Source organism: Candidatus Nitrospira salsa (assembly GCF_965152625.1).
In genome coordinates this window covers 507,772-528,843 of the sequence record NZ_CBCUCO010000002.1, presented here as the reverse complement: position 1 = coordinate 528,843, position 21,072 = coordinate 507,772, and the positions used below count along the sequence as shown (strand labels likewise).

The 21,072-nt window shown below is 46.4% G+C and carries 14 protein-coding genes; 12 read left to right on the top strand and 2 right to left on the bottom strand.

Annotated features, from left to right (window positions below; genetic code table 11):
- The first annotated feature begins 21 nt into the window (after positions 1-21).
- The gene (locus ACWQXP_RS04205; RefSeq protein WP_454061593.1) at positions 22-1,731 is read left to right on the top strand and encodes an ArnT family glycosyltransferase; all 1,710 of its coding nucleotides are present in this window, start codon (positions 22-24) and stop codon (positions 1,729-1,731) included.
- 451 nt (positions 1,732-2,182) lie between these two features.
- Here ACWQXP_RS04205 and bioA read toward each other — a convergent pair whose 3' ends face one another.
- Positions 2,183-3,544: an adenosylmethionine--8-amino-7-oxononanoate transaminase gene (gene bioA / locus ACWQXP_RS04200; protein ID WP_454061592.1), complete on the bottom strand. Its 1,362-nt coding sequence runs from the start codon at positions 3,542-3,544 to the stop codon at positions 2,183-2,185.
- A 92-nt stretch (positions 3,545-3,636) separates the two neighbouring features.
- Between bioA and lepA the strand changes: the two genes are divergently transcribed.
- The 9 genes from lepA (at position 3,637) to ACWQXP_RS04155 (ending at position 13,240) form a co-directional block, all read left to right on the top strand.
- On the top strand, positions 3,637-5,451 hold the full coding sequence (gene lepA, locus ACWQXP_RS04195) for a translation elongation factor 4 (RefSeq protein WP_454061591.1): 1,815 nt from the start codon (positions 3,637-3,639) through the stop codon (positions 5,449-5,451).
- 1 nt (position 5,452) lies between these two features.
- On the top strand, positions 5,453-6,202 hold the full coding sequence (gene lepB / locus ACWQXP_RS04190; protein ID WP_454061590.1) for a signal peptidase I: 750 nt from the start codon (positions 5,453-5,455) through the stop codon (positions 6,200-6,202).
- A complete protein-coding gene (rfaE1, locus tag ACWQXP_RS04185) occupies positions 6,163-7,185 on the top strand; it encodes a D-glycero-beta-D-manno-heptose-7-phosphate kinase (RefSeq protein ID WP_454061589.1) in 1,023 nt (340 codons plus the stop codon). The genes lepB and rfaE1 overlap by 40 nt, the downstream gene beginning before the upstream one ends.
- Positions 7,175-7,975, top strand: coding sequence for a 3-deoxy-manno-octulosonate cytidylyltransferase (gene kdsB / locus ACWQXP_RS04180; protein ID WP_454061588.1), 801 nt, complete (start codon positions 7,175-7,177; stop codon positions 7,973-7,975). Before rfaE1 ends, kdsB begins: the two co-directional genes overlap by 11 nt.
- Before the next feature lie 16 nt (positions 7,976-7,991).
- Positions 7,992-9,593 (top strand): CTP synthase, encoded by a 1,602-nt coding sequence (locus tag ACWQXP_RS04175; protein ID WP_454061587.1) that lies wholly within the window; start codon positions 7,992-7,994, stop codon positions 9,591-9,593.
- A 26-nt stretch (positions 9,594-9,619) separates the two neighbouring features.
- Positions 9,620-10,459 carry a 3-deoxy-8-phosphooctulonate synthase gene (gene kdsA, locus ACWQXP_RS04170; RefSeq protein WP_454061586.1) on the top strand — a complete coding sequence of 280 codons (840 nt, stop codon included), beginning with the start codon at positions 9,620-9,622 and terminating at the stop codon, positions 10,457-10,459.
- An 85-nt stretch (positions 10,460-10,544) separates the two neighbouring features.
- Complete coding sequence (pgsA, locus tag ACWQXP_RS04165; protein ID WP_454061585.1) at positions 10,545-11,162, top strand: CDP-diacylglycerol--glycerol-3-phosphate 3-phosphatidyltransferase; 618 nt, start codon at positions 10,545-10,547, stop codon at positions 11,160-11,162.
- A gap of 31 nt (positions 11,163-11,193) precedes the next feature.
- Complete coding sequence (gene plsY, locus ACWQXP_RS04160) at positions 11,194-11,805, top strand: glycerol-3-phosphate 1-O-acyltransferase PlsY (RefSeq protein WP_454061584.1); 612 nt, start codon at positions 11,194-11,196, stop codon at positions 11,803-11,805.
- Between the two features lie 61 nt (positions 11,806-11,866).
- Positions 11,867-13,240 carry a trypsin-like peptidase domain-containing protein gene (locus ACWQXP_RS04155; protein ID WP_454061583.1) on the top strand — a complete coding sequence of 458 codons (1,374 nt, stop codon included), beginning with the start codon at positions 11,867-11,869 and terminating at the stop codon, positions 13,238-13,240.
- 25 nt (positions 13,241-13,265) lie between these two features.
- Here the strand turns inward: ACWQXP_RS04155 and fusA are convergent, their stop codons facing one another.
- Positions 13,266-15,365 carry an elongation factor G gene (gene fusA, locus ACWQXP_RS04150; RefSeq protein ID WP_454061582.1) on the bottom strand — a complete coding sequence of 700 codons (2,100 nt, stop codon included), beginning with the start codon at positions 15,363-15,365 and terminating at the stop codon, positions 13,266-13,268.
- Positions 15,366-15,851: 486 nt separating this feature from the next.
- Between fusA and ACWQXP_RS04145 the strand changes: the two genes are divergently transcribed.
- Complete coding sequence (locus ACWQXP_RS04145) at positions 15,852-18,116, top strand: methyltransferase domain-containing protein (RefSeq protein WP_454061581.1); 2,265 nt, start codon at positions 15,852-15,854, stop codon at positions 18,114-18,116.
- A gap of 446 nt (positions 18,117-18,562) precedes the next feature.
- The gene (locus tag ACWQXP_RS04140; RefSeq protein WP_454061580.1) at positions 18,563-20,728 is read left to right on the top strand and encodes an ATP-binding protein; all 2,166 of its coding nucleotides are present in this window, start codon (positions 18,563-18,565) and stop codon (positions 20,726-20,728) included.
- The last annotated feature ends 344 nt before the right edge of the window (positions 20,729-21,072 follow it).

Sequence of the window (21,072 nt, the reverse complement as noted above, 5' to 3'; positions counted from 1 at the left end):
GCCTGTATTGTGCTGATATGCATGGCTGCTCTTTTGCGGTTTTCACATCTCGGGGCTATGGATTTCGGTATCGATGAGATCCTCCATGTGTATGCAGCGCAAGAGCTAATCCAGGGAAAACCTCCGGTGTTGCCATCTGGATTTGAATACGATCGAAGTCTACCTTTTTCCTATTTGGTCGCGATGGCAGGATTTTATGGAGGGTTTAATGAGCTTGCCTTACGTGTCCCAAGCGCCATACTGGGAACACTGGTTGTGTTTTTCGTGTATTGGTTGACGACGAGATGGTATTCGGCCTTCGCCGGTCTGGTGGCGGCCTTCTTAACGACATTTTCGCCAATGGAAATTGCACATTCTCGCGAAGTGAGAATGTACATGCTGTTTCAGCTGCTGTACTTACTTACGGTCTTTTTTTTCTATGAAGGATTCGAAACGATTTCACCGAAAAATCTGGAAAAGTCGAAACCCTCCGCCATCAAGCGATGGATTGAAGCTTATCAAATTCGCCCAATGTTTTTGTTGTGTTCTGCGGGAACATTTTTGATAGCGTGGAAGATCCATACACTGATTTTCCCAGCTATCTCTGGCTTCCTTTTGTACATTTTCATGATGGGTGTTGTCACCATCTTTATAAGGGCACCCCATAATCTCGTCCGGAAAAAATACATAGGAACGTGTCTTTTGCTCCTGGTTGGAGCATCTGCAGCTAGCCTCTTGCTTCCAAGCGCGGTTGAAGAACTGACGGCGGTGATTGATGGTCCACTTGCATGGGGACAGGAAAATGCAGATAACTGGAGCTACTATCGTTGGCTACTTCTTGATGAATACCCAATCGTATTTGGCGGTCTCACGATTCTGCTTCTTTGTTGCCTGTTGAAGAACAGTAAAGTTGGACTGTTTCTTTGCTGTACTCTTCTCCTCCCTCTTTTGCTGCATAGTTTGATCTTACCGATGAAAAGTTATCGTTACATCATGTATATCTTTCCTCTGATATATATGGCAGCCGGAGTCGGTATTGCTCAACTTCTTACTGCACTATGGACATCAGGACATTCGTTCAACAATCAGCGGTATGTACCAAAACACCTTTGGCATCTGTTGTGGTCAGGTGCGTTGTGCCTCGCGGTTCTCGGAGTCTTGATAAATATGCCATGGTTTATGCGAACCGTAAAAGATTACGCAAATGACTACCAGTCTCCTCATGTTACCGACGTCCAACATCACCGATGGAAAAACGCAATGCAATATATTTCTGAACATCAACGAGATGAAGACGTCATTGTCTCTGGGTACCCGTTACTTTCTCGTCATTATGGAGCAACCCACCCCCTGTATTTTATGAATAATGTCTACTTGCTGAATAATGAACAGGGAAACCAGACGAATGAACAAGGAGAACTGATTGATTATACGTTTGGAGCCCCTGTACTTAAAAATCTTGAGGATTTGAAACGGATACTGAACAGTCATAAGTCGGGATGGGTGATGACGTATAAGTGGCGTCAAGATCGATTTTGGAATAATCCAGATATTGCCAGTCCAACATTAGGGATGTTTTCACACAAGGTGCTTTGTTACATCGAAGATCATCTGGAGAGGCAGAGTATTCCCAATGCTCCAGATATGGCCTTGTGGCGTTGGAGCTCTGGGGTCATACCCAAAAACGGGCGAAAAATCCCAGAGATCGGCAAGCCATGCCGAATGGCTTCTAGTAGTAAGAGGTGTTGTTGAACAAAATAGGCAGTCTGCAACATGCGTTAGGATAGACATTATTCCAACAGGTCCCGGTATTCTTAATCAACCATTTATAGCTCTCTTCCACTTCCTGACCGACTTTGTCGTCGCTGAGAAAATCGCGAGAGGTTCCGACGGAGAGTCCTCTGGCAAAGCGATGGGATTGTTCGACTTAATGATCTATTGTGTAATCTGATGTCGAACTCCACCTCATCGAGGTGACGAAGCAGGATGAAGCATTTCAGGATTTGCCTATAGGTTGGGAGGGGCTCGATACAGTCCGTGTTGAGACGAATAGGAATTGAGAGTTGGAACAGTGGAAAAGGCTTCGTGACTCTCAGCTTGAGGATGGCAACAATAAAAGCGAAAAGTATCATTACTAGTGATCAAGGAACAGTTGCGTATTCAACAAACCGTGTGGCTTCACTATATAGAAAGCTATAGAATATTAATGAATTTCTCGAATAGACCGTTGAAGAATCTTCACCATTTCCTTGAGTTCTTTTGTGGTCACACTGAAAGGGGGCAGAAGAACTAAGACATTACCAATTGGACGGATTAAGAGGCCTCGTTTTTGACATTCTTTTGCCACTCGATAACCCATGCGTTCTGTGAGTGGAAAAGGGTTTTTGGTTTTCGTGTCTTTCACGAGTTCAATGCCCACCATAAATCCGCATTGACGGATATCTCCAATCAACGCTTCTTTTTTCATATCCTTAAGAAGAGCACTTAGCAACTTAATCTTTTTCTTTAATTTTCCAAGTACATGTTCTTCTTCAAAAATTTCTAAATTTGCGAGGGCTGCCGCACAACCAAGTGGGTTGCCGGTATAGCTATGGCCGTGAAAAAAAGTCTTCCATTCATGATAATCTCCTAAAAAGGCCTGGTAGATTTTTTCATTTGTGAGCGTCGCAGCCAAAGGCATATACCCTCCAGTGAGGCCCTTCGAGATAGCCATAAGATCTGGTGTGACGTCTTCATGTTCGCAGGCAAACATTCGACCTGTGCGTCCAAATCCAGTGGCCACCTCATCAGCAATAAGTAAGACATTAAATTTTGTACAGAGGCCTCGGATTCTTTTGAGATATCCAGACGGGGAGGGGATAATGCCTGCTACAGCTTGGACCATTGGCTCAATAATAATACCGGCAATCTCTTCGTGCTTTCTCCTAAGCAAATCTTCGAGTGGACTGAGACAGTCTATTTGGCAAGATGGATACGTCAGCTCCAACGGACAACGATAACAATGAGGGGAGGGGACTTCATGCGCTTGAAAAAGGACCGCGTAAAAGGGCTTGTGAAAGAGCTCCACTCCGCTGAGGCTCATCCCGCCTACCGTATCCCCATGATAGGCCTGACTCAGATGAATGAAGGTTCGCTTTTGCGGTTGCGCTGGCTTGACTTGCGCCCAATACTGAATGGCCATCTTGAGAGCGACTTCGACTGCCGTCGACCCATCATCTGAATAAAACACACGAGATAAGCCTGGAGGAGACAAATCAATAAGTTTTTTGGCCAACTGGATAGCTGGAGGATTCGAAAGCCCCAGCATGGTTGTATGCGCAACGTGCTTAAGTTGACGACGGATGGCTTTGTCAATTTTTGGGTGTTGATGACCATGGATATTGACCCAAATTGACGAGGTTCCATCCATATACCGACGCCCTTGCGTATCAATCAGGTAGGAACCTTTCCCACGTTCAATAATAATTGGGTCTTCTTCAACCCATTCTTTCATCTGCGTAAAGGGGTGCCAGAGAACCTGATGGTCGAGCGTCGCGAGTTGCTTGTGGGTGTACTGGCGTTTCATCGTGTCAAACCTTCGAAATACTCGGCGAGTATAGGAGGGGATATTCTCTTTTGACAACCTGGAAAATGCTTACTACAATCAAGCAATTAGAGATGAAAGACCAACCGCAGCTATCTCGAATCCGTAATTTCTGCATTATCGCTCATATCGATCACGGGAAATCCACCCTCGCTGATAGGTTCCTTGAAATCACAGGAGCTATCACGAAACGAGAGTTTCGGGAACAGTACCTGGACGCGATGGACCTTGAGCGGGAACGCGGCATTACCATTAAGGCGCATGCCGTCACGACAAAGTTCCGTGCAAGCGATGGCACCGAATATCTTCTCAACCTCATTGATACCCCCGGACATGTTGATTTCACCTACGAAGTCTCACGCAGCTTAGCCGCCTGTGAAGGAGCATTATTGTTAGTCGATGCCACTCAAGGGGTCGAGGCCCAAACGATCGCAAATGTCTATTTGGCCATTGCAAACGATCTCACCATAATTCCCGTCATCAACAAAGTAGATTTAGCCAGTGCGGATATTGAGGGAGTCAAACAGCAAATTCAGGAGACCTTAGGACTCGAAATTGAAAGCACACATTATATTAGCGCTAAAGATGGGCGGGGAGTGCCAGAGGTGTTAGAAGCCGTTGTCCAGACTATCCCTCCGCCAACCGGTCATTCGGATCGAGAATTGAAAGCCCTGATTTTTGATTCCTGGTTTGATAGTTATCAAGGAGCCATTGTCTTATTACGAGTCCTCGATGGGGAAATTGTCCCCGGCATGAAAATACAAATGATGTCAAATAAAAGGGTCTTTGAAGTTGATGAAGTGGGAGTCTTCACTCCGAAAAGAACCAAAACGAAGCGGTTGGGTACTGGCGAAGTGGGCTATTTGTGTGCCGGCATGAAAGATCTGGCCGATACGAAAATCGGGGATACCATTACCGATGCGAGTCGACCGGCTCAGGAACCCCTGCCCGGATACCAAGAAGTCAAGCCCGTGGTCTTTTGCGGGTTGTATACCATCGATAATGCCAGGTTTGAAGATTTGCGCGATTCACTCGAAAAGCTCCAATTGAATGACTCGTCTTTTGGATACGAACCTGAAACCTCACTGGCTTTAGGCTTTGGTTTTCGTTGTGGATTTCTCGGCTTACTGCACATGGAAATCATACGTGAGCGGTTGGAACGCGAGTATAATTTAGATCTGATCAGTACAGCCCCAACGGTCATTTATCGCGTCTATACGACCAAGAACGAAGTCCTTAACATTGATAATCCTGCCAAACTCCCTGATCCCTCGATGATTGAAAAAATGGAAGAACCGTTTATTAAAGCCACCATTATTACACCAGAACGGTATGTGGGAAATATTTTGCAACTTTGCCAGGAACGACGTGGCCTGCAACAAGGCATGCAGTACTTAGATCCGACCCGAGTCATGTTGACCTATGAGTTGCCATTAAATGAAATGGTGTTAGATTTTTATGATCGCTTAAAATCACGAACCCAGGGCTATGCCTCACTAGATTACGAAGTAACCGGATACCGTCCCGCAAAGCTGGTCAAGTTAGACCTCTTGCTGAATGGCGAAAATGTTGATGCGCTCTCCGTGATTACCCATCAAGACAAAGCTCAGCAACGGGGCCGGCAATTAGCTGAAAAGATGAAAGAACTCATTCCTCGACAGATGTTTGAAGTCGCTATTCAGGCTGCAATTGGGAACCGAATTATTGCTCGAGAGACGGTTGGCGCATTGAAAAAGAATGTGACGGCCAAGTGTTATGGCGGGGACATTTCACGAAAACGAAAATTGTGGGCAAAACAAAAAGAAGGCAAGAAACGCATGAAACAATTAGGACGTGTAGAAGTACCTCAGGAAGCGTTTTTAGCAATCCTCAAAACTGACAGTGATTAAGATGACGCCATCCCCAGAGGAATCACCAAAACAGAGTGAGGGTTCGCTGAAAGAGTCATCCCCATCATCGGTCAGTGAAGAACACGAAGGCTCCCACAAATCCATCATCCGCGAATATGCGGAAGCAATTGTCATTGCCATTATCTTAGCTTTTTTCATACGGGTATTTGTGGTTCAGGCCTTTAAAATTCCATCCGGGTCGATGATTCCCACATTGTTAATCGGCGACCACATCCTCGTGAGCAAATTGGCGTATGGCCTGCAGTGGCCAACCGATTGCACCGTGTCAGTCAGTTTCCCTCCTGTCACCTGTTATTCCTCAAAAATATTGTGGAAATTTGGCGATCCGCAACGTGGCGACATTATTGTCTTTCGGTACCCTGAGGATGAAGAAAAAGACTTTATAAAACGGATAATCGGGTTACCGGGCGATACGATTGAGACCAAAAACAAGGTGGTCTACATCAACGGACAACCACTTCGCGATGAGGCTTACACCCAACGTATCGATCCGGGAATCATCGATGGGCATATTAATCAACGAGATAATTTCGGCCCGATCACCGTACCCGAGAAATCATACTTTGTCATGGGTGATAACCGAGACCAGAGTTTAGACAGTCGATTTTGGGGATTTGTGAAAGTGGATAAAATCAAGGGCAAGGCATTTATGAGCTATTGGTCTTGGAATGGTCAAGGCTCGTGGGTTGAATGGGTGCGCTGGGAACGAATTGGAAAATTTATTCTTTAACGATGACGAAAAAGCTTGAAGGATACATTCAACGGTTTTCGCGCGCCAAAGTGCTGGTCCTTGGCGATCTCATTTTGGATCATTTCATCTGGGGTAAGGTCAATCGAATGTCTCCTGAGGCCCCAGTTCCCGTCGTGCATGTGGAATCTGAATCTCTCTGCCTAGGAGGCGCGGCCAACGTCTATCAAAATATCGTGTCACTAGGTGGACAAGCTGACCTGTGCGGGGTGATTGGCTCTGATGAGGGCGGTCATGCGTTACTCAAAGCGCTCAGCGTGTATCGACGAAATCGTGGAGGCGTGGTCATCGATGCCGCTCGACCAACCACACGAAAAACTCGCGTCATCGCACACAATCAGCAGGTCGTACGGTTTGATATTGAGGAACACCGCGATCTGGTATCGGCGACTGAGCGGAAAGTTCTTAGATATGTCCTGTCACGTTTATCAGAAATTACCTGTCTGGTGATTTCTGACTATGCCAAAGGCGTCGTGACGGCTTCACTCATGCAGGAGATCTCTGAAGCGTCTACACGTCATAAAATACCGGTTTTCGTGGATCCCAAAGTTGAACATTTTTCCCGATATCAAGGGGTGACCGTGATGACGCCGAATCATCTCGAAGCCTACCAGGCTGCAGGAGTTGTCGGAAATACTGATCCGTCTATTGATGAGATTGGCCAGATGCTCCAAAAAACCACCCGGTGTCAAGCCGTACTAATTACGCGTGGAGAACAGGGGATGAGCCTGTACCAAGATAAAAAGAAAGCCGTGCATATTCCATCAAAAGCTCGACAAGTCTTTGATGTGACAGGAGCAGGTGATACGGTTGTCAGCACCATGGCTCTGGCCGTGAGCACAGGTGCCTCATTTCGTGATGCCGCGTTTCTTGCCAATCAAGCAGCGGGTGTCGTGGTTGGCATGGTGGGAACCGCAAGTCTGACCCAAGAGCAACTCAAGAAAGCATTGCGCCATGCCTCATAATCCCAACTCTGTCGGTGTACTGATTCCAGCCCGCTTTGGATCATCCCGGTTTCCCGGAAAACCGTTAGCCCAGTTGGCTGGACGACCGTTGATTCAACATGCCTATGAAGCCGCAACTCAGGTTCCAAATGTCTCAGAGGTACGGGTCGTCACTGATGATGCGCGCATCGCGCATGCGGTTAAAGAGTTCGGCGGCCAGGTCATGATTATCGACACGCCTTGTCGAACGGGAACGGATCGCGTGGCCAAAGCTGCCGCGCAGCTCGATTGTTCTATTATCGTTAATCTTCAGGCCGATGAAATTCCTTTACACCCTTCGTTACTCCGTGATCTAATCGATCCATTCCTCGACAGTGATCAAACGATGGGAACATTAAGGCGGCAATTGTCGACAGCAGATGAATTGCAAGATACCGCGCTGGTAAAAGTCGTCACGGATATCCATCAACACGCCATATATTTTTCCCGATTGCCCATTCCCTTTGTCCGCGACGGTCATGCAGGGGACACAGCAACCGTACACTATAGCCACCTCGGCATTTATATTTTTCAACGTGAGACACTGCTGCACTTTGCCGATCTGCCAACCGGCGTCTTAGAAGATGCAGAAAAACTTGAACAACTACGCGCGTTGGAACATGGCATTACCATCCGCGTGTGGGAAACGAAGCACGAATCGCTTCGAATCGATCGACCGGAAGAATTGAAGGCCGCAGAAGCCCAGTTCATGCGACATACATCACAATCGCAAAGTTGTCCACCATCATCGGTATACACCGCCTCAACATAACAATGATCAAGTCACTATGAGTAAATTTATTTTCATCACTGGTGGGGTCGTCTCTTCTCTTGGCAAAGGTTTGGCCTCTGCATCAATTGGGCAGTTGCTAGAAAGTCGTGGTTTAACAATTACGTTTCTGAAGCTTGATCCATATATCAATGTCGATCCCGGCACAATGAATCCGTATCAACATGGCGAAGTTTATGTAACAGATGATGGGGCGGAGACCGATTTAGACTTAGGTCATTACGAACGCTTTACCTCGGTTCGCTTAAGTAAGGAAAACAACTGTACGACCGGACGTATCTATGATTCGGTTATTAAAAAAGAACGCAAGGGCGAGTATTTGGGTGGAACCGTTCAAGTCGTTCCTCACATCACGGATGAAATTAAACAAACCATCCTACATCTCTCCCATGACGTTGATGTGGTCATTGTCGAAATTGGAGGAACAGTTGGTGATATCGAAAGCCTCCCATTTTTAGAAGCGATTCGTCAGATGCCTTTCGACGTAGGTCGTGAAAATGTCCTGTATCTGCATTTGACCTTAGTCCCCTTCATCAAAACAGCTGGTGAGTTAAAAACGAAACTCACACAACATTCTGTCAACAAATTGCGAGAAATTGGGATCCAGGCCAATATTTTACTCTGTCGAACTGACCGCTATTTACCACCTTCCGTCAAAGAAAAGATTGCCTTGTTTTGCAATGTCGATAAAGAATCGGTGATTACCGCCAAAGACGTCGAAACCGTTTATGAAGTGCCCATTGTTTTACGAAAAGAGGGTCTGGATGAATTAATCGTCCGATCATTACGGTTAGAAACCGGGCCGCCGAATTTACGTGATTGGGATGCACTGGTACAGAGAATTAAACGTCCCAAGCATGAAGTCCTGATCGCACTCGTTGGGAAATATGTCGATTCCAAAGAATCCTACAAGAGTCTCTCTGAAGCCTTGGTCCATGGTGGTCTTCAGGATGAAGCCGGGATTCGAATTTCGTGGGTTGAATCAGGAGACGTGGAAAAACTTGGGCCAGACCGTCTCTTGCAGGACGCTGACGGCATAATGATTCCTGGTGGATTTGGGCTTCGCGGCATTGAAGGGAAAGTCGAAGCGATTCGTTTTGCGCGAGAACGAAAAATTCCCTACCTTGGCCTTTGCCTTGGGATGCAGTGTGCGGTTATTGAATTTGCACGCAATGTCGCCGGTTTATCGAAAGCCAATAGCTCAGAGTTTGATGACACGTCCCCTGATCCAGTGATTCACTTGCTGCCGGATCAGCATGATGTGCAAAACTTGGGAGGAACCATGCGCTTGGGAGCATTTCCTTGCCGGATCGTCAGAGACACACTGGCTCATCAAGTGTATGGGCAACTTGACGTAAATGAACGTCATCGACATCGCTATGAGTTTAATATGGCCTATCGTGAGATCTTAACGTCCCAGGGATTAGTGCTGAGCGGATGCTCTCCTGATAGTACTCTGGCTGAAATTATCGAACTGCCTGATCATCCCTGGTTTGTCGGAACACAATTTCATCCCGAATTCCATTCTCGATTCCATCACCCTCATCCGCTCTTTACAGCATTTATTGGCGCCGCATTGCAACGGAAATTTGGTCGTTAACCTCTAAACCCTTCCGATCTATCATCATGACGACACAACGAGAAATACATATCGGATCGCTCACAGTTGGAGGTGACTGCCCCCACTTCCTGATTGCGGGACCATGCGTCATTGAAAATGAGAAACTGGCAATCGAGACAGCTATCAGTGTCGCTGAGATTACGAAAGATCTTGGTATTCCCTATATTTTCAAGTCCTCGTACGACAAGGCCAATCGAACGTCGATCTCCTCATTCCGTGGGTTAGGCCAAGCCAAAGGGCTGGCCATACTGAAAAAAGTGAAAGAGGAAGTGAAGGTTCCAATTTTGACAGATGTTCATGATATTCATGAAGTTTCACCAGCAGCAGAGGTCGTTGACGTTCTGCAGATTCCAGCGTTTTTATGCCGTCAAACAAACTTACTCATTGAGGCGGCTAAGACGGGGCGTGTCGTGAACGTGAAAAAAGGACAGTTCCTAGCGCCAGTGGAAATGGGCAATGTCGTCAAAAAACTTGAAGAAAGCGGTAGTCAAAATATACTCTTAACAGAACGAGGGACGTCCTTCGGATACAACAACCTCGTTGTCGATATGCGATCCCTTCCAATTATGCAACAATTTGGATATCCCATTGTGTTTGATGCCACCCACAGCGTGCAATTACCCGGAGGAGGTGGCACCCATTCTTCAGGGCAACGAGAATTCGTCGCACCGCTTGCACGGGCAGCCGCAGCCGTCGGTTGCCATGGGTTTTTCATGGAAGTCCACCCTGACCCAGATTCTGCCCCCTCAGATGGCCCCAATATGGTGCGCCTATCGGACTTGCGAACATTACTGGTAGAATTACTCTCTATCTGTCATGCTGCAAGAAAGGGAGCCACACCATAACGCCTGAGGCTGCTGCGATCTCCACGCTAGTCCTCGGCTCCCTCGAGCAGATCATCGCTTGACCTTAGGGAGATGTGTTGGATTTATGTCATCCTCAGAGGCCGTGAAGATTAAACATTCCGTTGGTCATGCTCAACCCAAAGAAGCGTATTTCAACTTACCTAACTCTCTGACGCTTTCCCGCATACTGCTCATTCCTGTTTTTGTCTACTTATTTTCAGACCCAACTGAAGAACGAACTCTAGCGGCAGCCCTCGTTTTTGCCGTCGCGGCACTTACAGATCTCTTGGATGGATATGTCGCACGCCGCCGTGGACAGATTACTAACTTAGGAAAACTGCTTGATCCTGTTGCCGACAAGCTACTGGTTGCAGCAGGCCTTGTCCTTTTGGTGCAATTTCAACGTGTTGGAGTGTGGTTAGTGATTGCCATTATTGCGCGAGAAATTATCGTGACAGGAGCACGGGCTGTGGCAGCACGTGAAGGATTCATTGTCGCAGCCGATTCACTTGGAAAAATTAAAGTGGTATCTCAGATTTCTGGCATCATTGCCTTAATCCTTCAAGACGTCATAAATCTTCCACTTGTGTCACTACACGAATTGGGAACATGGCTACTGTGGGCTGCTTTGTTTTTCGCGGTGGTATCTGGCACAAAATATATCGTTGAGGTTTTACGAAAGGTCGGACCACAATACCTGTGAAGGCCGAATCTGATCATATGGGTTTTCATAAATGGACCTAAATTGGCTACAGATCATCCTAAGCCTCATTGGCGCCTACCTAATTGGGTCAATACCATTTGGTCTCTTGGCAGCCAAGCTATGCCATACCCAAGATCCGAGGACCACTGGAAGTGGCAACATCGGATTCACAAATGTGTTACGTGCATCAGGGAAGAAAGCTGGAATTATCACTCTAATCGGTGATGCCGGAAAAGGGTTTCTTGTTGCCTGGCTTGCTCAACGATATCTTCAAGTAGAACTTGTCGTTTTATTTACTGCAGCCGCCGTGGTACTTGGTCATATTTTTTCTATTTTCCTTAAATTTCAAGGAGGAAAAGGCGTCGCTACAGCCTTAGCAGCCATCGGAGGCCTTCATCTTGGCCTTGGATTGACTATGACCGCAGTCTGGCTACTCGCAGTCTGGGGATTCGGGTATTCATCTGGTGGTGCCATCACGGCATTCCTAACGCTTCCACTCTTTACATATTTCGTCTTCTCACAATCATTTTTCTTCCTCTTGTTTTCTCTTGGAATTAGTTTTCTTGTAATTTTTCGACATAAAGACAATATTAGTCGGTTGCTTTCTGGAACCGAAGGTAAGCTCACTATTCATTCTAGTTGACATAATATTACTTATCAGACATTATGCAAATGGTAAATATACAAGGATTCTTATGAGATTCATGAAAAACAGATCTACATTCATGATTTTTTCGTGCCTATTCGTCTTGCTGACCTCAAGCTTCGCATTCGGTAACGATCACCCAAGCGAATCCGAAATACGAGGGCTACAAGTTCTGGAAGATATCCAGAATTCGATCGCTGCGCTTGCTGAACGCGTGACACCAACTGTCGTCAACATTTCACCAGTACGTAAGATAGGAATGTCACGTGGCCTCTCAACACCGCGTGCATCTGGCACAGGATCAGGCGTCATAATTAGCGACGATGGACTTATCGTTACCAATAATCATGTGCTTGGAGACGATACTTCCGAAGCCGAAGTCCGATTGTCTGACAAATCTAAAGTGTTTGCTCAAGTAATTGGGCGTGATAAGGATACCGACATTGCCCTCCTGAAGGTGAACGTTGAACGAAAACTGGCGAATGCCGTATTTGGAAATTCGTCAAGGTTGAAGGTTGGCCAATGGGTATTAGCTGTCGGAAACCCTTTAGGATTAGACCGGACAGTGACACTTGGCGTCATCAGCGGCATTGGCCGCGAACGGCTCAATCTTTCAAAATATGAGAACTTCCTCCAAACGGACGCAGCGATTAATCCAGGAAATTCAGGTGGACCGTTGTTTAACTTACGTGGCGAAGTGATAGGCATCAATACCGCCATCATTCACATGGCGCAAGGTATTGGATTTTCTATTCCTTCAGATATGGTCGCACGCATCGTGAAGCAACTACAGACACATGGGCGTGTTGTACGTGGATGGCTTGGCGTAGGAATTCAACCCATGACGGCAGAACTGGCCAAAAAGTTTCACGCCACCAAAGGTCAGGGAGTGCTGGTAAATGAAGTCTTTACAGATGAGCCTGCGCATCGCGCAGGCATTCTTCCTGGCGATATCATCACCACGATTGGGGGAACTCACGTAAATACACCTAATCAATTGTCTCGCTTGGTTGCGCAAGTTGGGCCTGGCGAATCAGCAACGGTCGAGCTCATTCGTGATGGCGCACCAACCACACTCGTCGTGGCCATGGGAGAACGTGAGAAAAAACCGGTGACAGCCTCCCTCCCCCTACAAAAAACCGATGTGACCTTGGGCATCGACGTCCAAGCCCTAACCGCAGCATTAGCGGAAAAGTTTGAATTACAAGAAAAGGCAGGAATCCTTGTTTCTCGAGTCGAGAAAGGAAGCCTAGCTCACTCAGAAGGCGTAAAGGAAGGAGATCTCATTACTGAAGTGAACCGAAAACCTGTACGATCAGTTCGTCAATTTTCAGAGTCTCTCGAAAAAGTTACGCCAGGTGAAACTATTTTATTGCGGGTTATTCGAAAGGAACGAGCCTTCTTTGTCGTGTTAAAAACACTTGGAGGATAATAGACCGCAATCTGTACGATCTCAGTCAGGATGGAGCGGCTGCCATTTCTTTTTTATGCTCACCAACAATCTTCAATGTGTGCTCTCTCGGCACTTCCTCATATCCAAAAAATTCCATAATATAACTACCTTTTCCCGCTGTCATTGACGTTAAGGCTGACGCATACTGGAGAATTTCAGCAAGAGGGACTAGGGCATTCACGATTTGATGATGTCCTTTCGTTGACATCCCCTGAATCCTTCCCCGTCTTCCATTCAAATCTCCGATGATGGTTCCCACCATGTCATCGGGAACGTTCACTTCGATGGTCATGATCGGCTCTAACAGCAACGGCTGCGCCAATTCCATTGCCTTTTTAAATCCCATAGACGCTGCCACTTTGAACGCCATTTCTGATGAATCGACGGGATGGTGTGAACCATCATAGACGGTCACTCGGATATCAACGACGGGAAAGTCGGCAACAGTCCCATGCTTCATCGCCTCAATAATGCCCTTTTCAACTGCAGGAATGAAATTCCGCGGGATGGCTCCTCCAACGATTTTATTGTGAAATTCAAATCCTGAACCATGCGGAAGTGGGGCAAGTTGAAGCCAGCAATCGCCATATTGGCCATGCCCCCCAGTCTGTTTCTTATATTTCCCTTGCGCTTGAGCCGTGCGTTGAATGGTTTCTTTATAGGGAATTTTCGGTGTATGGAGATTCACTTCGACTCCATACTTTCGTTTTAGTTTCTCGAGGGTTACGTCGATATGAGTCTGACCCACACCGCTGATCAACATTTCTTTGGTTTCTTCATTTCGGAGAAATTCCAATGATGGATCTTCTTCGACAAGCTTATGAAGTCCGACACTCACTTTATCAATATCATGCGTGCTCTTAGGTTCAAGGGCAAATGACATCACCGGCCGTGTCAGCTGAAGCGATGAATACTGGATTTGATGCTTTTCTTCACACAAGGTATCACTGGTCTGGGTGTCTTTGAGTTTTCCAATGGCCGCAATGTCTCCAGCAATAATTTTTTGTGTCTGGGAAAATTTCTTCCCTAAAGCAAAAAAGAGATGCCCGCCCTTTTCCTTCGTGCCCTGCGTCGCATTGAAGAATCCAGAGTCGGCTTGCAAGGCACCAGAATGAACACGCACATACGTGAGACGTCCCATAAACGGATCAATCGTGGTCTTAAACACTGTACCGGAAAATGGTTCAGATACATGCCCCTCGCGAATCAGCATCTCACCGGTATGTGGATCTTTCCCGCTGATCGGATGTGTGTGCGACCAATCATCTGGCGATGGTAAATATGTATGAATGGCATCCAACACCAAAGACGTCCCGACATTATGAAGCGCTGCGCCACACAAAACCGGAACGATGCCTCCCTCCAGTACGCCAAACGTTAATCCCTCAACAATTTCTTCCTCTGTCAAACTGCCGTCCGCCAAATATTTCTCAACCAACTGATCATTCCTCTCAGCGACTTTTTCAATCAATTGCCGTCGTGCTTCATCGACTTGAGGAATATCGCCTGAAGAGATTTCCTGATGTTGAGTTTTAGGGGAGTTAGGATTTGATGAAATCCTAACCCGATCGATGAGATGAATCACGCCTGCCTGCGTCACATCGCCATCCGCCGGTAACGTCAGAGGAACTCCATTAATTTCCAGGGCTTGACAACAGCCTTGAAGGGCCGCGAAGAAGTCAGCGTGTTCTTTATCCAGGCCATTGATAAAGAGTAGACAGGGCACGCCTCTTTCTCGAACATAATCCCAGACTTTTTCCAATTCACTTTTGACGCCATCTTCGGCATCAACCACCAGCACGACACCATCCACAGCAGCCAAGCACGATCGAAGGTCACTTAAAAAGTCGAGAGACCCTGGAGTATCGATCAAATTAATCTGGGTGCCTTTCCAGTCAAATTGAAGGAGGGAAGAACTCACTGAATGACGACGATGAATTTCTTCGAGTTCAAAATCCGAAACCGTATTCCCCTTATCTGTAGTTCCCATTGAGTCAATCGCCTTAGCTGTAAAGGCGAGCGCTTCACTTAAAATCGTTTTGCCTGAACCTGGTGCGGAGATGAGGGCAACATTGCGGATGGGCTGGCGAGCATTGTTCATCATGAAGCCTCCTGATGAAGTTTTTCAAATTCTAGGGATCCCCTCACGACGAGTCAATGGATAACGAGAGAAATATGTCAAATACCACCACGCGTCAGACTTCACGTTGTCATGATCTCGACAGATCAGCAACGTCGTTAAGACACACGCACTAGGAAGAAACGTGACGATGGGCAATTTATTCCTAGAAATAACCAAGTATTTTGAAAAGTCTCTATGCAAATGTTCTAAGGTTTCTTGTTGGCACAGAGGTTGCTGTATAAGCTCGCTGTGAAACGAAATTTCTTAACATTTGTTACTGAATCATACATGTTGAAGCAGCGATCGAATTAAAAGTTACGAGTTAACAATACACGTTCCTTCCCCCTCCTCTTAATATTTCATACCTCCTCAAGCTTGTTGGCAGATCACTCTGCCTTGTGGATCGGCTTTGCCTAAGCAGCAAGTATAAATAAGTAAGTAGAAAACATTTAACAACGAGGTGCCGAAATGTATTCCACGATCTCTCCAATAAATTCTAGTCGAACGGGTCAGGACACGTTGCCAACAATCATTCAAACGACACATGAACGACCGTCGTCCAATTGCTATCACAATACCCATGTTGCACTTGAGAGTAACGGAGCTTCCTGGGAAGGCAACATGGAAACCATGACGCGCTCCAGTCTTCGTATCGTTATTGAGGGATGCCCCCTCGTTGCCCGCACACAGTCACTTCAACTTCATTTCCATTCCCAACAGTTCGACATAGAAATTCTTGGAGTCGTTGAAAAAATTTCCCCCATTGGCGATACCGTTGAAGGCCGCTGGTCACGAGTGCAACTCGATGTCTCATATGATTCTCTTGATGACTTACGCTGGCAGCGATTAAAACTTCTCTTGCGGGATGCATCATTACACAGTGCCACGACCCATCTTCGTGGAATCTTGATTCCTCTCGATGCCGGTGACGGCTTATGGAAAATGAACTCCAAACTAGCTCCATCCCCCACTCCTGTCCTCACGAATGTCAAAGCACTGAGTATTCCAATTGTGAGTACACCAGTGGACATTCTTAATACAAAAGGGAAAATCATTCGTGCACATATCGATACGCCTTGCACCCCTCTTCCAGCCCAGAGTCCTGTCGTCATCCTTTCGCCAGGGTATGGGGAAACGAAACGCGAATATATTATGCTTGCCTACTATTTCGCTTCAAATGGATTTCACGTACTGCGATATGATCATACGAAGCATGTTGGTATTAGCGATGGAGAGCATCTCGACACAACCTTGACTACAATGCGTGAAGATCTTGGTGCTGTCGTCGAGTATATCGAAGATCGATGGCCCTCGAGTAAAAAAGGGATTGTCGCGACCAGTCTCAGTGGAAGAGTCGCCATCAAAGCGGTGGCCGATGATGTTTCCGTGGATTTTTTATTTTTGATTACACCAATCGTTGATGTTCGAAAAACATTGCAAGCCGTGCATCAGGAAGATTTAATTGCGGCCTACACAAACGGATGTGACAAGGGAGTCACCAATGTACTGGGCTTTAATGTTGAACTGGATCATTGGCTTGAAGATGCAGTGACCGGTCAGTATTCAGATTTGGAGACAACGTATCACGACATTGCACGTATTCAAGTTCCCGTCGTGATGGTCAGCGCTGAACACGATGCGTGGGTAGAAGCACATACTACGCAGACAGTGGCAGAGGCATTTGATGAACGACTTCGCGAATGGATGGTCATTCCTGGAGGATTGCACCGCGTACTTGAAAGTCCGAAACAAGCCAAAGCGGTCTATCGAGAACTTGTCCAATTAGCACAGAAAGAAGTCGCACTCATCCCCCAAGTCTCCTCTCTTCAGGAACCCACACGGAAAGCCATTGGCCGTCAAAATAAGATAGAACGTGAACAGAAGAAAACCGGGCAACCACCCGTGGAGTTGTCAGGATTTTGGAAAGATTACCTTGAACACTTTCATTACATTGTTAATTTCTCAGATTACCAACAACTGCTTGACCATATTGTCCAGTTATTGGGTCCAGTGAAATCTGGAGAAAAAGTCTTAGACGCAGGCTGTGGAAATGGTAATTTCGGCTTACATTTACTCAGAAAAAAGCAAACTCCTATCAATCGGGGAACAGCCAAAAACCACAGCCCCTTCGAATATGTCGGAATTGATTTTGTCCCGACGGCACTCCAGCATGCCAGAAAAAATTATCAAACAACTTACCTGACACATACATCGCAGGACGAGGAATCCAATCAACAAGATACAGACGGAACCTCGTCAGCGTTTCACTGCGTCGATCTCAACAAACCACTTCCATTTCAAGATGAAACCTTTGATAAAGTGGTCTCTAACCTTGTCCTGGGATATCTTGAGAGTCCAGCCAATACCATACGCGAATTGATAAGAGTTCTGACTCCAGGCGGGTCACTTGTCCTGACGAATTTAAAACCCAATTCAGATCTTTCGCGAATTTTCACCAATTTCGTTCAAGAGACATCAAGTTCGGAGGAAATTGAAGAAGCCAGACAATTATTAAACAATTCTGGGAAAATTCGTGAAGCAGAGGGAGAAGGGCTCTTTCACTTTCCAGATGCCGATGAACTTGAACAACTTATTCGCGCGACCAGCGAAGGGAGCGAAACGAAAGTTTTCAGTACGTTTGCGAATCAAGCCTATATTGTTTCCGTGAAAAAAAACTTTGCTCAAAAGGAGCAAATCGACTCTCCGGCAATCAGCATCTTAAAAGCTGCCTAAAATAATTTAGAATTTCCTCGAGAGTGGGTCAACAAGTCTCACCCATGCAACTACTTCAACCCTGCGAGGTGCGCAACAACCGTCCTCTAGGCGACCTTTCCGCATACATTAGAAATCAATTGAATTCGCTATAATTGACCAAAATAGCGAAGCCAGCCTCCTCCAGCAAAGCTTTAGACTTTTCAGCTAAGACATTTCATCCCATGCTTTCCAGGTTCATGATTTTTCGCATGCCTTCTCGCTATTTGCCAGGTCCTTCAAGTGGTGGTAATCTAAGAGATTCTTTTATATATTCTTAGATTTCATTCTGCCTCACGTTTTTCATCTGGCCTTTTTTTACATCTACTTGGGTTTCACCAGTTCGACACAATACGAGTTCAGGCGTATGTTTAGGCCGCAGAGCCATGGAATCCTACCAGTATGCCGTCGGTTAATAAGGATGAAGCATGAATTTTTATGCATTTAGTGGATTAATCAATGGGTTGATTAGCTCAGGGCTCGGGCTCTTTATTTTTTCGCGAGCACCACATAATGCGAAACATCAAACGTATGGACTGTATTGTCTGAGTCTATCCTTATGGAGTTACTTTTATTGCGCCTGGCATCTCGAAGATGATCCGGAGACAGCTTTAGTTCTCATTCGAATCTTAATGGCCGGAGCCATTCTCATTCCGATCACCCATATTCAACATGTCGTCACGCTTCTCGGTTCTCAAAAAAATCATCGTCTATTGCTGTGGAGTGGGTATGCTCTCACCGCGTTCTTTCTTCTCAGTAATCTCACTCCACATTTTGTCGAGGGAGTTATCCCTCAACATGGCATCGCCAATTGGCCCCAACCTGGTATCACCTTTCCATTTTATCTTCTCTGGTTCGTGTTTTCGATCGGCTACGCCGCATATTTATTCGCAACTGAGTATCGCAATACATCTGGTTTCCGTCGAACTCAGCACTTGTATTTATTATTGTGTTCATTAATTGGGTATATTGGTGGAGCAACCAACTTTCCACTGTGGTACGACATCCCCATCCTGCCCTACGGCACCATCCTCGTCAGTCTCTATGTGGTCGCCGCAGCCTATGTACTCGTCCGGTACCGTATGTTGGATTTCTCCATTGCAGTCGAACGAAGTCTGACGTTTCTGTTTTTAATGGTCGCACTGTCCATTCCCACCTTAGCTATTTTGCTCTACATTCAACACCTCTATTTTGGGAAGGTGAATATTCAATTCACGGTTCTGATCTTGCTGGTCGCATCGATCATGGTCGCCCTTGCCTACCGATTGATGGAAGGCATGCAAACGGCAGTGGCCAAAACACTGTTTCGAGAGCGCCATGATATGTACCAAGCCCTCTCGACATTTTCTAAGTCACTCGTGACGAACTTAAAACTCAAACCCCTTGCTCGAGAAATTGTTCACATGCTGGGCCAGGTCATGGGTATTCGACGAGTCGTCTTATATTTAATTGAGACCGAACGAGGTGGATTTATTCCGATTTCACAATTTGGCGTCAACACAGATATGGAACAATTGCCCAGACTGACGCTCGATGACCGATTACCGAAACACCTTTCTAGCACACAAGCTATGGTCATACGAGAAGAATTAGACGATGTCTTGGAACCGTCATCATTACAAATCCTGAAAGCCAATCTTGATGCCCTCACCATTGATGTCTGCGTTCCGTTGATCAACAAAGGTCGATTGCTAGGGTTTTTTGCCCTGGGGTCCAAGATGTCATCATCCGCCTTTACCTCACTGGACATTGATCTCCTCACGACATTGTCACACGAAGCCGCCATTGCCCTGGACAATGCCCTACTCTATGAAGAACTCAAACGTTCCCAAGCCCTTGTCAGACGAACAGATCGACTGCGTTCTTTAGAAACCATGGCCGGCGGCTTAGCCCATGAGATTCGAAATCCCCTCACATCGATTAAGGCCTTTGTGGATTTAGTTCCTGAACGAGCCACCGATGAATCCTTCGTCACGCGGTTTGGGCAAGTCGTGAAAGAGGATGTCTTACGGATCGAACGATTAACCAAGGAAATCTTAGATTATGCACGACCAGCCGAACCATTTTTAAAACATGAAGATATCAATGAGATTGTGGAGTCCTGTTTATATGCCTTACGGGTTCGTGCATCTCACGAGGTTATCGTCATTGAGACTGATCTCGCGCATGACTTACCGACCGTCTATGTTGATCGCCAGCAAATCAAACAAGTTCTCTTGAATTTATTTTTAAATGCCTCGGAATCCATGTCCTCCCATGGAGGAACCCTCACGGTTCGCAGCTACACCGTCCCGCAAGAAGATGGAGAACTCTGGGTTCAAATTGAAGTACGTGACACTGGGGCAGGGATTGCGCAAAATGACCTTGAACATATTTTTGACCCATTTTTCACAACCAAACACCATAGTGAGGAACATGAAGGAACAGGGTTAGGGTTGGCGATTTCTCATCAAATTATTCAAGAACATCATGGACATGTTGAAGTAAAGAGTGAATTGGGAAAAGGGGCAACCTTTTTCGTAAATTTACCGGCTCCTTCTCGCCCGGCTCAGCTTGTTGGCAATCCGGGAGACCTGTCAGAACTGTCGTCCTGACTAAAGCGAATCCAAATAAGTTCCAGTGGTGCCCAGGCCACGAACGCTCAAACTCAACGCATCACTTGATGGTTCAATCTTTACTGAGAATCGCTAGAGTCACTTAATATTGTGGTATAGATGACCTAGGAAACGAACGCGTAACACGCCAGTGCTCTTTGTCAGTCCAACTCTTACTGAGACGCACTCGGCATACGAACCATGAGGGTTACAGGTGTCCTCGTAGCGACGATTGTTGTGTGATCCTACGTAACTTCAATAGGTAACTGACGTTCAACACGGTTCTGCTCCTGAGGTGTCGACTTGAGGTCGCCAAGCCAGCGTCATTACCCGCGTCAAACATT